This window comes from Microbacterium sp. NPDC090003 (assembly GCF_044748385.1).
GTDB lineage: Bacteria > Actinomycetota > Actinomycetes > Actinomycetales > Microbacteriaceae > Microbacterium.
Genome location: NZ_JBIVFW010000001.1, coordinates 1,312,265 through 1,326,064, shown reverse-complemented (window position 1 = coordinate 1,326,064; position 13,800 = coordinate 1,312,265). Strand labels below are relative to the sequence as shown.

15 protein-coding genes are annotated in these 13,800 nt (G+C 71.3%); 10 read left to right on the top strand and 5 right to left on the bottom strand.

Annotated features, from left to right (window positions below; translation table 11 throughout):
- Nucleotides 1-131 precede the first annotated feature (131 nt).
- Nucleotides 132-752: a TetR/AcrR family transcriptional regulator gene (locus ACIPVN_RS06430; protein ID WP_400440984.1), complete on the top strand. Its 621-nt coding sequence runs from the start codon at nt 132-134 to the stop codon at nt 750-752.
- A 6-nt stretch (nt 753-758) separates the two neighbouring features.
- On the opposite strand, the gene ACIPVN_RS06425 is transcribed toward ACIPVN_RS06430, so the two are convergent.
- Entirely contained in the window at nt 759-1,736 is a 978-nt protein-coding gene (locus ACIPVN_RS06425; RefSeq protein ID WP_400440981.1) for an o-succinylbenzoate synthase, read from the bottom strand.
- Between the two features lie 115 nt (nt 1,737-1,851).
- Between ACIPVN_RS06425 and ACIPVN_RS06420 the strand changes: the two genes are divergently transcribed.
- The 9 genes from ACIPVN_RS06420 (at nt 1,852) to ACIPVN_RS06380 (ending at nt 10,409) form a co-directional block, all read left to right on the top strand.
- Nucleotides 1,852-2,799: a 1,4-dihydroxy-2-naphthoyl-CoA synthase gene (locus tag ACIPVN_RS06420; RefSeq protein ID WP_400440979.1), complete on the top strand. Its 948-nt coding sequence runs from the start codon at nt 1,852-1,854 to the stop codon at nt 2,797-2,799.
- A gap of 9 nt (nt 2,800-2,808) precedes the next feature.
- The gene (locus tag ACIPVN_RS06415; RefSeq protein ID WP_400440976.1) at nt 2,809-3,951 is read left to right on the top strand and encodes an AMP-binding protein; all 1,143 of its coding nucleotides are present in this window, start codon (nt 2,809-2,811) and stop codon (nt 3,949-3,951) included.
- Nucleotides 3,952-3,986: 35 nt separating this feature from the next.
- Entirely contained in the window at nt 3,987-4,778 is a 792-nt protein-coding gene (locus ACIPVN_RS06410) for a class I SAM-dependent methyltransferase (RefSeq protein WP_400440973.1), read from the top strand.
- A gap of 69 nt (nt 4,779-4,847) precedes the next feature.
- The gene (locus ACIPVN_RS06405) at nt 4,848-6,044 is read left to right on the top strand and encodes a sensor histidine kinase (protein ID WP_400440970.1); all 1,197 of its coding nucleotides are present in this window, start codon (nt 4,848-4,850) and stop codon (nt 6,042-6,044) included.
- On the top strand, nt 6,041-6,676 hold the full coding sequence (locus tag ACIPVN_RS06400; RefSeq protein WP_247623233.1) for a response regulator transcription factor: 636 nt from the start codon (nt 6,041-6,043) through the stop codon (nt 6,674-6,676). The genes ACIPVN_RS06405 and ACIPVN_RS06400 overlap by 4 nt, the downstream gene beginning before the upstream one ends.
- A gap of 145 nt (nt 6,677-6,821) precedes the next feature.
- The gene (locus tag ACIPVN_RS06395; RefSeq protein WP_400440967.1) at nt 6,822-7,583 is read left to right on the top strand and encodes an ABC transporter ATP-binding protein; all 762 of its coding nucleotides are present in this window, start codon (nt 6,822-6,824) and stop codon (nt 7,581-7,583) included.
- A complete protein-coding gene (locus ACIPVN_RS06390; protein ID WP_400440965.1) occupies nt 7,580-9,064 on the top strand; it encodes an FtsX-like permease family protein in 1,485 nt (494 codons plus the stop codon). The genes ACIPVN_RS06395 and ACIPVN_RS06390 overlap by 4 nt, the downstream gene beginning before the upstream one ends.
- A gap of 88 nt (nt 9,065-9,152) precedes the next feature.
- Nucleotides 9,153-9,779 carry a 2-phosphosulfolactate phosphatase gene (locus tag ACIPVN_RS06385; RefSeq protein WP_400440962.1) on the top strand — a complete coding sequence of 209 codons (627 nt, stop codon included), beginning with the start codon at nt 9,153-9,155 and terminating at the stop codon, nt 9,777-9,779.
- Nucleotides 9,780-9,947: 168 nt separating this feature from the next.
- Nucleotides 9,948-10,409 (top strand): DUF3054 domain-containing protein, encoded by a 462-nt coding sequence (locus ACIPVN_RS06380; RefSeq protein ID WP_400440959.1) that lies wholly within the window; start codon nt 9,948-9,950, stop codon nt 10,407-10,409.
- Between the two features lie 4 nt (nt 10,410-10,413).
- On the opposite strand, the gene ACIPVN_RS06375 is transcribed toward ACIPVN_RS06380, so the two are convergent.
- The 4 genes from ACIPVN_RS06375 to ACIPVN_RS06360 form a co-directional block, all read right to left on the bottom strand.
- Nucleotides 10,414-10,902 (bottom strand): SprT-like domain-containing protein, encoded by a 489-nt coding sequence (locus ACIPVN_RS06375; RefSeq protein WP_400440956.1) that lies wholly within the window; start codon nt 10,900-10,902, stop codon nt 10,414-10,416.
- 53 nt (nt 10,903-10,955) lie between these two features.
- A complete protein-coding gene (locus ACIPVN_RS06370; protein ID WP_400440954.1) occupies nt 10,956-11,483 on the bottom strand; it encodes a hypothetical protein in 528 nt (175 codons plus the stop codon).
- Between the two features lie 92 nt (nt 11,484-11,575).
- Nucleotides 11,576-12,436: a spermidine synthase gene (locus tag ACIPVN_RS06365; RefSeq protein WP_400440952.1), complete on the bottom strand. Its 861-nt coding sequence runs from the start codon at nt 12,434-12,436 to the stop codon at nt 11,576-11,578.
- 32 nt (nt 12,437-12,468) lie between these two features.
- Nucleotides 12,469-13,740 (bottom strand): LCP family protein, encoded by a 1,272-nt coding sequence (locus ACIPVN_RS06360; protein ID WP_400440950.1) that lies wholly within the window; start codon nt 13,738-13,740, stop codon nt 12,469-12,471.
- Between the last annotated feature and the right edge of the window lie 60 nt (nt 13,741-13,800).

Here is a 13,800-nt window from a genome sequence, read left to right as displayed (position 1 = left end):
TCCGGAGGATGGGGGATGAGGTGGATACACAGGTGTATCCAATACATACCTGTATCGTAAGGTCGCCCGCATTCGGAAATCTGTGTGCGGGGTGTGAGAATCGTCACGATCGCGAACACCAGGAGGTTTCGATGTCGATACCGGCAACCCGGAGTCGTGAGAACACGCGCGCCCGCCTGCTCGAGGCCGCCGAGCAGCTCTTCGCGGAGGTCGGCCTCGACGGCGCCTCGGTCGAGGCGGTCTGCGAGCGCGCCGGCTTCACGCGCGGGGCGTTCTACTCGAACTTCGAGTCGAAGGACGAGCTCTTCCTGATGCTCGCCGGTCGTGTCGCGGAGACGCGTGTGAACGCGGTGCGCGAGCGCGTGACCGAGATCACCGACGAGGGCGGCCTGGTACCCGGCTGCGATCCGACCGACCTGCTGCAGAAGGTGATGGACTCCGGCAGCGACGATCGCATGGGCGTGATGCTCATGAGCGAGATTCGAATCCGCGCGCTCCGGGATGCGCAGTTCGGAGCGGCGTACCTGGCGCAGGAGCGCGAGATGGTCGGCAGCATCGCTCGAATCGTCAGTGACATCGTCGACGCTGCGGGGCTGCGATTGCGGGTGCCGGCCGAGGTGGCCGGCCGCATCCTCATGATCGTCTGGGAGGGCATGACGGTGCGCGGTGCGATGGCCGGACAGGACGACGCCCAGCTGCGCCGCGCGGGCAGCGAGGAGCTGGGTCGACTGGTCGATCTGCTCCTGGCCTGACGGGTCTCAGTTCTCGTCGAGCACCCGGAAGCTGCGTTCGAGGCGGGCGAGCCACCAGTCGCGTCGGTCAACGCCGGCGGCGAGGCGGTCGAGCGCCGCACCGTCGGGGGTGACGCGGTCGGCGGGGATCACCCCGTCGCGGGGGCGACGGTCGGCGACGTCGTCGAGGAAGAGCGATGCCGTGCCGAGGCCGCAATCGTGGTCGAGGTGGGGGAGGGCGGCGGCGAGGGCGGCGCCCTGCGAGAGCCCGACGGCGGTGTCGAGGGCGCTCGACACGACCGCCGGAAGCCCGGTCGCGGCGATGATCTGGAGGGCGTGGGTGACTCCGCCGAGCGGCTGCGCCTTCACGACGATGAGGTCGGCGGCGCCGGCGCGCGCCACGGCCAGTGGGTCCGACGACTTTCGGATGCTCTCGTCGGCGGCGACCGGGATGCCCAGGTACTTCACGCGGGTGCGCAGCTCGGCGAGCTCCTCGACCGTCGCGCACGGCTGCTCGACGTATTCGAGGTCGAACTCGTTGAGCGCGTGCACGGCGTGCTCGGCCTCGTCGAGGTTCCAGAGGCCGTTGGCATCGATGCGGATGCGACCCTCCGGTCCCATCGCGTCGCGCACGGCGCGCACGCGAGCGATGTCGTCGGCGAGCGTCTGACCGGGTTCGGCGACCTTGACCTTGGCGGTCCGGCATCCGGCGAAGCGCGCGAGCACCTCGGCTACGCGGGCGGCCTCGACCGCCGGGATCGTGGCGTTGACGCGGATGCCGTCGCGAAGGGGCGCGGGCTGCGGGCGCCAGGCGAAGTCGATCGCCGCGGCGAGCCAGGTGGCGGCCTCGGCATCCGCATATTCGGTGAAGGGCGAGAACTCGGCCCATCCTTCGGGGCCCTCGAAGAGGAGCGCCTCCCGGGTGTCGACGCCGCGGAATCGCGTGTGCATCGGCAGGGCGACCACGCGGGCGGTGGAGAGGATCTCGCTGAGTTCGGGCGTCATGGATCTCATTCTCGTCTCCCGCCGCCGTCCGCGTCGCCCTTTCCGTCGGTCCGGCCCGATCCTTCCGACAGCGGTGCGACGGGAACCGCGGTGCGCGCGGGAATAGGGTGGAAGCGTGACCAGCGCATTCGTCTCCGACCTGTTCGACCCCGCCGAGTGGCAGCTCGCGCCCGGCGCCGAGGACTACACCGACATCACGGCCCACGTCTCGAACGACGGAGGCATCGCGCGCATCGCCTTCCACCGGCCGGAGGTGCGCAACGCCTTCCGCCCCCACACGGTCGACGAGCTCTATCGTGCGCTCGACATCGCCCGTCAGGACCCGCGCATCGGCGCGGTGCTGCTCACGGGCAACGGCCCCAGCGCGAAGGACGGCGGATGGGCGTTCTGCTCGGGCGGCGACCAGCGCATCCGGGGGCGCGACGGGTACAAGTACTCCGACGCTCCGACAGGCTCAGCGACCCAGGGCGGAGACACAGGGACCCAGGCTTCTCCGTCCCCCGCCTCGTTGGGCCGCCTGCACATCCTCGAGGTGCAGCGCCTGATCCGTTTCATGCCGAAGGTCGTCATCGCGGTCGTGCCCGGATGGGCGGCGGGGGGCGGACATTCGCTGCACGTGGTCTGCGACCTCACGATCGCCAGCGCCGAGCACGGACGCTTCAAGCAGACGGATGCCGACGTCGGCAGCTTCGACGCCGGGTACGGGTCCGCGTACATGGCGCGCCAGACCGGGCAGAAGATCGCCCGCGAGGTGTTCTTCCTCGCCGAGGAGTACTCGGCGCAGCGCGCCTACGAGATGGGCGCCGTCAACCGCGTGGTGCCGCACGCCGAGCTCGAGCGCGAAGCTCTCGCGATGGCCCGCACCGTGCTGACCAAGTCGCCGACCGCCATTCGCATGCTCAAGTTCGCGTTCAACGCCGTCGACGACGGACTCGTCGGACAGCAGGTCTTCGCGGGCGAGGCGACGCGTCTCGCCTACGGCACCGACGAGGCCGTCGAGGGGCGCGATTCGTTCCTCGAGAAGCGTGATCCCGACTGGTCGTCGTTCCCCTGGCACTACTGAGGCACCGTCATGACCGCGCTGATCCCGATCGAGGCCGATGATCCGCAGCCGCTGAGTGTCGCGCTGCGGCGGGCGCTCGACGGGGGTCCGGCGCTCGGCTTCGGTATGCTCGCCGACGTGCCGGATCGGGTGCCGGTGGGAACGGCCGTCGTGATCGCGACCTCCGGATCGAGCGGCATCCCGAAGCGCGTGGCGCTGAGCGCCGAGGCGCTGCGCACGAGTGCCGAGGCGACCGCCGACCGTATCGGGTCGGGCCGCTGGCTGCTCGCTCTTCCGACGGGATACGTCGCCGGGCTCCAGGTGCTCGTGCGGTCGATCCTGGCGGGCACCGAACCGGTGGCGCTGTCCGGCAGGTTCTCGCCCGAGGCGTTCGCGCACGCCACCCTGTCGATGCTGCGACACGGCGACGAGGCGTTGTACACCTCGCTCGTGCCGGCGCAGGTGGCGACGCTGCTGGATGCCGCCGGTGACGTCGCCGCGCGCGCCGCGCTGCAGGCCTATCGCGCGATCCTGGTCGGCGGGCAGTCCCTTCCCGAGCCGCTGCGGGAGCGCGCATCCGATCTGGGCGTGCGCCTCGTGCGCACCTACGGCTCCACCGAGACCAGCGGCGGATGCGTCTACGACGGCGTCCCGCTCGACACCGTTTCGGTGCGCACGGTCGACGGCGAACTCCGCATGGCGGGACCCATGCTCGCCGACGGCTATCTCGGCGACGACGAACTCACATCGCGGATGTTCGTGCGCGACGAGCACGGCATCCGCTGGTACCGCACGGGCGACCTCGGCCTGGTCGAGAACCGGGTCGTGCGGGTCCACGGTCGCGCCGACAACGTCATCGTGTCGGGCGGCATCAACATCTCCCTCGATCGCGTCGAGCGGATCGTGCGTCAGGTGCCGGGCCTCCATCAGGCCGTGGTGGTCGGCATCGACGACGAGCGGTGGGGCGAGGCATCCGTCATCGTCGCCGCCCGGGGCGAGGTGCTGCGTCGCAGCGAATCCGATCAGCTCGTGCACGCGCGCGACGCCGTCGCCGAGGCGCTCGGCAAACATGCGCGTCCGGCGCGCCTGATCCTCGTCGACGAGATCGCGACGCTCGCCTCCGGCAAGCCCGACCGCGAGGCGATCCGGCGCATCGCCGCCGAGCTGGACTGAGCGGGGCGCGGGCCCGGGCCGTGCCACACTGGGGCATGGCCACGTACACGCACGGACATCACGAGACCGTCCTCCGTTCGCACAGCTCCCGCACGATCGCGAACTCCGCGGAGTACCTTCGCCCGCACCTCGATCCGACCACCCGTCTCCTCGACGTCGGCGCCGGGCCGGGCAGCATCACGGCCGACTTCGCGACCGTCGTCGCGCACGTGACGGCGACCGAGATCGACGCGAGCGCGCTCGCGCTGTCACAGAACCTCATCGCGGATCGCGGCCTCACGAACGTCGACTTCTCGATCGAAGACGTGCACGCGCTCTCGTTCGCCGACGACAGCTTCGACATCGTGCACACGCACCAGGTGCTGCAACACGTCGGCGATCCGGTGCAGGCCCTGCGCGAGATGCGCCGGGTCACCGTGCCGGGCGGCATCGTCGCGGCGCGCGACGCCGACTACGCCGGATTCATCTGGTTTCCGCTGCTGCCCGAACTCGACGAGTGGCTGCGGCTGTACCGTGCGGCGGCCCGGGCGAACGGCGGAGAGCCCGACGCCGGGCGACGCCTGCTCTCGTGGGCGCGCGCCGCGGGCTTCGACGACGTCACGGCGACGGCATCCACCTGGTGCTACGCGACCCCCGAGGAGCGCGCGTGGTGGGGCGGCATGTGGGCCGACCGCATCCTCGAATCGGCGCTCGCCCGCCAGCTCGTCGACGGCGGTCTCGCGCGCCCCTCCGAACTGGGGGCGATCAGCGACGCCTGGAAGCGATGGGCGGATGCCGGTGACGGCTGGTACCTCGTGCCGCACGGCGAGATCATCGCCCGAGCCTGACGGCCCGTCGCCCTCGGGATACATCCTCAGACGGACGCGGCGCGCCTTCTGCTCGCGTAGCGTGAGAGCGTGTTCCGTCCCGTCTCCCGCACCTGGCTCGCCCTCGACATCGTCGGCGCGGTCATCGGTTTCGGTCTCACGGTCGGCATCCCCCTCGTGCCGGGCTCGGGCGGCCTCAGCGTCTGGATCGTCGACGGCGGGTGGTCGGTCACGGCCTACCTCGTCGTCGGAGCGATCGTCTGGGGCGCCGCCGCGATCTCGCGTCTGTCCCCGGCTCTGGCCCTCGGCGTCGCGTGGGTCGGCGCACTCCTCCAGATGGCCGCGGGCCTGCCCCCCGTGCCCTTCGACTTCGGCGTGCTGGTCGTGCTGTTCGCGACGGCTGCCTGGGGGAGCAGGCGACTGCTGTGGCTCGGCGGTGCATCGGCGCTCGGCGGCGGGCTCGTCGGCGGCGCGTACTTCGGGCTGGCGTGGTCGGGCGAGCTGATCACCGACGCGGCGAGTGTGATGCGCGCCGCACTCACCTCCGTGCTGCTCGGCTCGTTGTTCGTGCTGGCCATGGTGATGGCGTGGGGAGCGGGCCTGCTCTGGCGGGTCATCCTCGCAGGTCGGGCCACGCAGGTGGCGCGCGCGCAGGCCGAGACCGTCGCCGCCGAGGAGCAGGAGCGCGTGCGCATCGCCCGCGACATGCACGACGTGGTCGCGCACTCGCTCGCCGTCGTGATCGCGCAGGCCGACGGAGCGCGCTACGCCGCCGCCGCGAAGCCAGAGATGGCGACCGAGGCGCTGGGCACGATCGCGCAGACCGCCCGCGGCGCGCTGTCGGACGTACGGATGCTCCTCACCCAACTGCGCCACCGTCAGGGCGACGGACCGCAGCCCACGCTCGCCGACCTCGAGACGCTCTTCGCCCAGGTGCGGCATGCCGGCGTCGAACCCCGGATCACGGTCGACCCCATGCCCCCGGGAGAGCCTCCCGCGGCCATCCAACTCGCGGTGTACCGCATCCTGCAGGAGGCTCTCACGAACGCGATCCGCCACGGCGACGGTGCGGTCGACGTGCACCTGGCCTGGTTGTCCGATCGGGTCGAGATCCGGGTGGTGAACGCCGTCGCACCGGGCCCCGCCGCCGTGCAGCTCGGGCAGGGCGGACACGGACTGATCGGCATGCGCGAGCGCGCCCAGCTGGTCGGCGGTAGTCTGCATGCCGAGCGCCGGGGAGCGCAGTTCCACGTCTACGGCATGCTGCCGATCGGAGTCCCGTCATGATCAGAGTCGTCCTCGTCGACGACCAGTCGCTGTTCCGCGCCGGTGTGCGGATGCTGATCGCCTCCCAGCCCGACCTCGAGGTCGTGGGCGAGGCCGGAGACGGGCGCGAGGCGCTCGACGTCGTGCAGCAGACCCGTCCCGACGTCGTGCTCATGGACATCCGGATGCCGGTCATGGACGGCCTCACGGCGACCGCCGAGATCCTCCAGCGCCCCGACGCGCCGCGCATCGTGATGCTGACGACCTTCGACCTCGACGAGGCCGCGGCGCGGGCCATCCGCCAGGGGGCGAGCGGATTCCTCTTGAAGGACGCCGACCCCGAGTTCCTGCTCGCCGCCGTGCGCACCGTGCATGCGGGCTCGAGCGTGATCGCGGCATCCGCCACCCGAGAACTGTTCGCGCACTTCGCGGATGCGCCGACCCCGGTGCCTCCGCAGTTCGCCGACCTCACCGACCGCGAACGGGAGATCTTCGCGCTCGCCGCACGCGGCCTCTCGAACGGCGAGATCGCGACGCGCGAGTTCCTCAGCGAGGCGACCGTCAAGACGCACATCAGCCGCATCCTTTCCAAGCTCAGCCTGCGCGACCGCGTGCAGCTCGTCGTGTTCGCGTTCGAGCACGGCCTCGCCTGAGCACGGCCTCGCCTGAGCACAGCCCCGCCTGAGCGCTGCGCGCCGGCATCCTCCCTGCGGCGTCCGCGGGATCATCCTTCAGGGGGAGGCGGATGCATCCGCCGGGCGACGACCGCGACCGCACCTGGTCCGTAGCGTCGGAGACATGGAGATCACGACCACCGACCTGGGCCTCGCCGCCCGCGTCCAGCACCTGAAGAAGACCTACGGTTCCGGCGAGGGAGTCGTGCGGGCGCTCGACGACGTCAGCGTCGGCATCCGCCGCGGTCAGTTCACCGCGATCATGGGCCCGTCGGGCTCGGGCAAGTCGACGCTCATGCACATCATGGCCGGCCTCGACACCCCGACCGAGGGGCGCGCGTTCATCGGCGACACCGAGATCACGGGTCTCGGCGACCTCGACCTCACGATCCTTCGCCGTCGGCGCGTGGGGTTCATCTTCCAGGCGTTCAACCTGGTTCCCACGCTCGACGCCCTCGGCAACATCCTCCTGCCGTTCGAGCTCGACGGACGCCGACCGAGTGCGCTGGAGCGCGCGCGCATCGACGGGCTCGTCGAGACCCTGGGCCTGGGCTCGCGCCTGCGTCACCGTCCGCACCAGCTCTCGGGCGGGCAGCAGCAGCGCGTGGCGATCGCCCGCGCGCTCGCCACCGCTCCGGACCTCGTCTTCGCCGATGAGCCCACGGGCAACCTCGACTCGAAGACCGGACGCGAGGTGCTCCAGCTGCTCCAGACCGCCAGCCGCGAGCACGGCCAGTCCATCGCGATGGTCACCCACGACGCCATCGCGGCCAGCCACGCCGACCGCGTTCTCTACCTCGGTGACGGCCGCATCGTCGCCGACCACCCGCGCCAGACCGCCGAGGAGATCTCGGCCTACATGCTCGCCGCAGAGGTGTCGGCATGACCGCCGTCGGCACGGCCTCCGGCTCCGTGATCGGCACCGTGGTGCCCGAGACGACCGCCACGGCTCCACGGCTCGCGTGGTTGCGCGACCGGGGCATGGGCGCCAGCATCCTGGTCGCCGCGCTGTCGGCCGCGTTCGGGGTGATCCTCGTCGAGGTGACGGCGTTCATCGGCGCGGTGCTGCAGGCCGACCCGTTCATCGGAGACAGCGAGACGCTCGCGATCGTCGTCGCCATCCTCTCGGTGCTGCTCACCGCGGTCGCGATGTACGTCGCCGCGATCGTCACCGCCAACACGTTCTCCACGATCATCGCCGGACGCACCCGGCAGATCGCGCTCATGCGTCTGATCGGGGCGACCGCGCGCTCGCAGCGTGCGGAGGTGGGCCGACAGGGACTCGTGGTCGGTGTGATCGGCGCGATCACGGGGGTGGTCGTGGGGGTCGCGGTCGCAGCGCTCGGAGTGCAGATCGGCCAGATGCTGATCGCCAACGTGCCCTCGGACTTCACGCTCGCGCAACCGTTCCTGGTGCTCCCCGCCGTGGGCGTCGCGCTGACGACCTGGGTCGCGGCGTGGGTCGGCTCACGACGCGTGCTCACGGTGACGCCCCTGCAGGCGATCGGCGGATCGGTCGAGCGCGCCCACGACGAGGTGTCGGGCAGGGCGGGGCGTCATGTCGGCGCCTGGGTACTGCTGATCGCCGGGGCCGCCCTGCTCGCGGGTGGTGTGGTGGTCGGGCTCGTGACGCCGCTCGGGGTGGTCGTCGCGTTCCTGGGAGGTCTGCTCTCGTTCACGGGACTCGCGCTCGGCTCGGTGCTGTTCATGCCGCCGGTGCTGCGCCTGGTCGGGCGGACGTTCGGATCCAGCGCCACCGCCCGCCTCGCCGCCGAGAACGCCCTGCGGTATCCCGAGCGTTCTTCGCGCATGGCGATCGGCGTCGTGATGGGGGTCACGCTCGTGACGATGTTCGCGGTCGCCCTCGAGTCGGCGAAACGGCTGATGATGAATCAGACCTCCGAGGAGGTGCCGCCGGAGTTCTTCGCGCCGTTCGACGCCTTCGCCTCGATCATGATGGTGCTGGTCGCCGTCTCGGCCGTGATCGCCGCCGTCGGTCTCGTCAATCTGCTCACGATCGGTGTGGTGCAGCGGCGCCGCGAGCTCGGACTGCTGCGGTCGATCGGGCTGTCGAACGCGCAGGTGCGCCGGATGGTGCTGCTCGAGGCCACGCACATCACGGTGGCCGCGACGCTCGCGGGACTGGTACTCGGCGTCGCCTACGGGTGGATCGCCGCGCAGTCGCTGCTCGGCTCGGTGCCGGTGCTGCCCGACTTCACGCCCGCCGGGCTCGTCGCCCCGCAGGTGCCGTGGGTGCCGGTCGTGATCATCGTCGTCGCGACGGCGGTGCTGACGCTCGTGGCCGCGGCGACGCCGACCCGACTCGCGACGCGGGTCGCGCCGGTCGAGGCGCTGGCAGCCGACTGACCTGCCCGCTGAGGGGTCGAGACACGCCGCACGCTCGGGGGAGCGTGCGGCGTGTCTCGACCTCTCACGTGCGGAATAGGCTGGACGGATGCCGTCGCCGTTCGATCAGTCCACCTACCAGGTCCGTCTCGACTGGGGGCTCGCCGGTCTGGCGCGGCTCGCCGAGGCGGACGTGGTCGTGATCGTCGATGTGCTGCACTTCTCGTCGAAGCTGGCGGATGCCGTCGCCGAGGGTGCAGCGATCGAACTGGCTGAAACGGCCGTGTGGTCGACGGATTCGGTCGCCCCGGCGCTCGCGGTGACCGCCGCCGCCGGGGGAGCGACGGTGCTGGTCGGAGGCATCCGCAATGCCGCCGCGGTCGCACGCACCGTGCACTCCCTTCAGGAGCAGCGGCAGGCACGCACCTCGGTCGCGCTCATCGCCGCGGGGGAGCGCGACGGCTCGAACGACGTGCGCTTCGCGGTCGAGGACCACCTCGCCGCGGGAGCGATCATCGCCGCGCTCACCGACCTCGGCATCGATCACACGTCGCCCGACGCGGCGGTCGCGGCCGAGGGATTCCGCGCTCTGCGCCGCGCGCTCGGGCACCTGGTCTCGGCGAGCGGCTCGGCGCGCGACACTGCCGATGCCGACGCGGTCGCCGCGGCATCCCGTCTCGACGCCGTCTCGGCGGTCCCCGTGCTCCGCGACCGGGTGTTCACGGCCTTCGCCTGAGACAACCGGCGGAATCTCGCAGATCCGCATCCGTTTCGCACGGGTCGAGGGGAATCGCTGCGAGGTGCGGCCGATCTGCGAGATCCGGCGGGCATACCAGGGCGGATGCTCCCGCGGCACGCCCGGGGGCAGCACCGCGTGCGCGGGGCACGAGCGTAGGGTCGGGGCATGAGGTTCCTCCCCGCAGTCATCGTCGACGCCGTGCTGGTTCTGATCTTCGCCGTGATCGGCCGCGCCTCGCACGACGAGAGCCCCGCCGGATTTCTGCTCACGGCCTGGCCGTTCCTGGTCGCACTGATCGTCGGTCACGTTCTCGCTGCGCTGTTGCCCGGTCGTCCGCGGCGCCCGTGGTCGGTGCTGTGGGGGGTGGTCGTCTGGGTCGTGACCGTCGCCGGCGGCATGCTGCTGCGCGTGGCGACGGGCGACACCGCTCAGTTCGCGTTCATCATCGTCGCGACGCTGACCCTCGGCGTGCTGCTCGTGGGGTGGCGCGCGGTCACGGCTCTCCTGCGCCGCGGGCGCGCCTCCCGGGCAGCGACGGACGGGTCGCGGGTCGCGACCCGCTCGGACCACGACGCGGAGGGGACGGCAGCCCCGGAGAGCGCGAGCGACGGCCCGCGCGCTCTCTGATGGCCTAGCGCGGCGACTGCGCGGCGAGCTTCGCGTCGGCGGTGATCTCGCGCCGCGTCCACGAGAAGAGGTAACGCTCGTCGAAGGTGCGCGAGCACTGGGCGCACGAGGTGGCCCGAGTCGGACGGCGATGCCGGAACGTCTCGTGCCCGGCGGGGCAGCGCCCGATCCATGGCGCGAGTTCGACGGCGGTCTCGCCGCGGTGCGTGGTGCCGCCGACGTAGCCGAGGTCGCGTGCCACGCGCTTCCAGGTCGGGCCGTGCGCGGCGGCGTGCCCGGCGAGGGCATGGGCGACCTCGTGCAGGAGCACCTGGTGGATCTCGTCGTCGTCGAACCGCGCCGCGAGGTAGCGCGACACGGTGATGCGCTTCTTCGTGTAATCGCACTGCCCCGCGCGACGCTTGGCATGGTCGAAGCCGAACGACCAGGAGTCGTCGAGGTACATCGTCAGAAGCGCGTCACCCCAGATGCGCACACGGTCGAGATCCGCCATGCGCTCAGGCTAAGCCATGCCACCGACACCCGGGCGAACGGCTCGGCGCACGCTCAACCGGCGACGAGCTGCGACGGACGGCGTCGCTCGGTCGCTTCGATCGCCAGCAGGGTGACCTCGAGCTCGCGATCGGCGGCGCCGGCCTCGCGGCGCAGGAACAGCGACTGCTTGAAGCTGTCGCGCGCGGTGTCGAAGTCACCGGCGTCGAACGCGTTCTTGCCGCGGTGCTGGTGGGCGAACGCGGCGACGGTGATCCAGCCCTGACCCTCGGCCTCCTCGGCGCACGCGGCGAGCTCCTGCTCGGCGGCGGCGTGCGCTCCGCGGAACTGCTGCACCGTCGCGCGCAGCACGCGAGCGCGCAACACGTCCTTGCGGGTGCCCGCCATGCGGGCCTGCCGCACGGTCGTCTCGGCGAGGGTGAGCGCCTCGTCGAGACGTCCCAAAACCTTCAGCAGCCACACGCGCTCCAGCAGAGCGGGAAGGCTGCGCTGATCCTCGATCTCTTCGAGCCGCACCGCGCACTCGTCGATATCGACCAGCTCGCGGAGGTTCTCCCGGTCGTATCCCCGGATGAAACTCATTGCTCTCCTTCCGCAGCGTTCCCGTCCAGTCTGCATGCCGTTCGTGCGGTCGTCGGGTCGGCACGCCCGCACGCCTCCATCCCGGATGCGGATCAGCGCAGGAAGAGCGAGGCGTCGGGTCGCGGAGAGGCCACGGCATCCGCATCGGTGACGATGTGCGCGCCCTGAACGAACGTCTTCACCTCGGCGCCCTGGGCGATCTTCGCGGGGTGGGGGCCTGCGGCGAGCAGTCGCGGGAGCCACTCGGTGGGCAGGGGGGAAGCGGATGCCGCGACCACGAGGTTGCCGAACCGGCGTCCCTTGAGCACCTGGGTGTCGGCGAGCACCGCGACCTCGGGCAGCACCGCGGCGACGGTCGCGACCTGTCGGCGGGCGAAGGCGAGCCCGGGACCGTCGGCGACGTTGACGAGCAGCACCCCTCCCGGGGAGAGCAGCTGCGCGACCTCGCGGTAGAACTCCACGCTGGTGAGGTGCGCCGGGGTCTGCGCGCCGGAGTAGACGTCCGAGACGACGAGGCCGCAGGCGCCGGTCAACGCGGAGGGGAGCTTCTGCACGCCCTCGCGCGCGTCCCCGATGCGCAGGCGGATCGACGCGCCCTTCGGCAGGGGCAGATGGTCGCGCACGAGCGCCGCGAGGGGCGCCTCCCACTCGATCACCTGCTGCCGCGAGCCCGGACGGGTCGCATCGATGTAGCGCGGCACGGTCAGTGCGCCGGCGCCGAGGTGCACGGCGGTGAGAGGTCCGGCGGGCAGCTGATCGATCACGGCGCCCATACGCGCGATGTACTCGAAGTGCAGGTGCGTCGGGTCGTCGAGGTCGACGTGCGACTGCGGGGTGCCGTCGACGACGAGCTCGAATCCGCTCGTGAACTCCGAGGGGGCGATGGTGGCGACGCCGCCGTGGTCGAGCTTCGCCTGCGGATGCTCGGTGTAGCGTGCGCGCATCCGTCCCATGCCTGCGAGCCTACGCGCTCGGGCCGTACGGGTCAGCGCTGGCGACCGTTGGTGCAGGTCTCCTGTTCGGCGGTCTGTCCCGAGATGCTCGGGTCGAGGGTGGCGCGCGGCGCCGGGGTCCCGGTCGCCGGCGCGTCGGTGGAGGGGGCGGTGCCGGCGTCGGTGCCGGGGTCGGTCGGGGTGCCCGGGTCGACGACCTCGACGCCGCCGTTGTTGGTCGCGTCGCCGGTGAGCTGCACGGCTTGCCCTGCGGCGAGGGCCGTCCAGAGCGTGTCGGCGGCGTCGTAGTTCGGGATGACGCGGTCGCTGTCGTCCGGGTCCTCGAACACCGGGTACTGCGCGAAGACGAAGTCACTGAACGGCACGTCCTTGATCGACAGGGCGAGCTGCGCGATCCGCACCGGGTTGCCGAGCTCGGTGCTGGGGGTGATGTTGTCGGCGACGGTGTTCGCGAGCCCGAGCACCTTGCCCGGGTCGCTGAGCACCTCGTCGCTGAGGATCTTCTTCACCAGTCGCGACATGTACTGCTGCTGGTTCGAGACGCGCGCCATGTCACTGCCGTCGCCGACGCCGTAGCGCGTGCGGATGAACTGCAGCGCTTCGTAGCCCGAGACGGTCCGGGGGCCGGGGGCCCAGTAGTCGATGCCCGCCTCCTCGTCGCGGATGCCGTCGCCGCCGATGCACACCTCCACGCCGCCGATCGCGTCGGTGACCGCCATGACGCCGTCGAAGTCGATCTGGGCGCCGAACGGGATATCGATGCCGCTGAGGGCGGTGATGGTCTTCGCGACGCACGACAGTCCGGCGTTCTGGTAGATCGAGTTGATCTGCGTCTTGCTGGTCGCCGATGCGATCGATCCGTCCTCGCGCGTGCACTCGGGCGTCTCGATCATGAGATCGCGAGGCAGGGAGACGACGGTGACGTTGCGGGGCTCGGCCGAGACGTGCACGAGGAGGTTGACGTCGTTGAGGATGCCGCCGTCGGCTTCGGAGCAGCGCGCGCCGAGGAGTCCGCCCGACACCTCGCCGCACTCGTCGGTGCCGACCAGCAGCACGCTGAACTCGCCGGGGAACGCGCTGATCGTCGGGGGCTCTACCTCCGGTGCGCCCTCGAGCGCGACCGCGTCGGCGTTGAAGCGGTTGACGTAGTCGACGACGACGAAGGCGCCGACGGCGATGGCGGAGACGAGCACGACGCCGAGGCTGATCCCCGCGATCTTGAGGAAGCCCTTCCACGGTCCCGGGGTGGGGAGGGGGGCGTGTCGGGCGACGGTGGATCGGTCCTGGTGGCGGGCGCGAGGCATCCCGAGAGCATAGTCAGGGTCCCGGGAGGATGCCTGTGAAGCCCCCACGGAAACGATTGT

Coding starts and splice junctions, on each gene's coding strand:
- ACIPVN_RS06430 (WP_400440984.1), top strand. CDS start 132: ATGTCGATACCGGCAACCCGGAGTCGTGAGAACACGCGCGCCCGCCTG.
- ACIPVN_RS06425 (WP_400440981.1), bottom strand. CDS start 1,736: ATGACGCCCGAACTCAGCGAGATCCTCTCCACCGCCCGCGTGGTCGCC.
- ACIPVN_RS06415 (WP_400440976.1), top strand. CDS start 2,809: ATGACCGCGCTGATCCCGATCGAGGCCGATGATCCGCAGCCGCTGAGT.
- ACIPVN_RS06410 (WP_400440973.1), top strand. CDS start 3,987: ATGGCCACGTACACGCACGGACATCACGAGACCGTCCTCCGTTCGCAC.
- ACIPVN_RS06400 (WP_247623233.1), top strand. CDS start 6,041: ATGATCAGAGTCGTCCTCGTCGACGACCAGTCGCTGTTCCGCGCCGGT.
- ACIPVN_RS06395 (WP_400440967.1), top strand. CDS start 6,822: ATGGAGATCACGACCACCGACCTGGGCCTCGCCGCCCGCGTCCAGCAC.
- ACIPVN_RS06390 (WP_400440965.1), top strand. CDS start 7,580: ATGACCGCCGTCGGCACGGCCTCCGGCTCCGTGATCGGCACCGTGGTG.
- ACIPVN_RS06385 (WP_400440962.1), top strand. CDS start 9,153: ATGCCGTCGCCGTTCGATCAGTCCACCTACCAGGTCCGTCTCGACTGG.
- ACIPVN_RS06380 (WP_400440959.1), top strand. CDS start 9,948: ATGAGGTTCCTCCCCGCAGTCATCGTCGACGCCGTGCTGGTTCTGATC.
- ACIPVN_RS06375 (WP_400440956.1), bottom strand. CDS start 10,902: ATGGCGGATCTCGACCGTGTGCGCATCTGGGGTGACGCGCTTCTGACG.
- ACIPVN_RS06370 (WP_400440954.1), bottom strand. CDS start 11,483: ATGAGTTTCATCCGGGGATACGACCGGGAGAACCTCCGCGAGCTGGTC.
- ACIPVN_RS06365 (WP_400440952.1), bottom strand. CDS start 12,436: ATGGGACGGATGCGCGCACGCTACACCGAGCATCCGCAGGCGAAGCTC.
- ACIPVN_RS06360 (WP_400440950.1), bottom strand. CDS start 13,740: ATGCCTCGCGCCCGCCACCAGGACCGATCCACCGTCGCCCGACACGCC.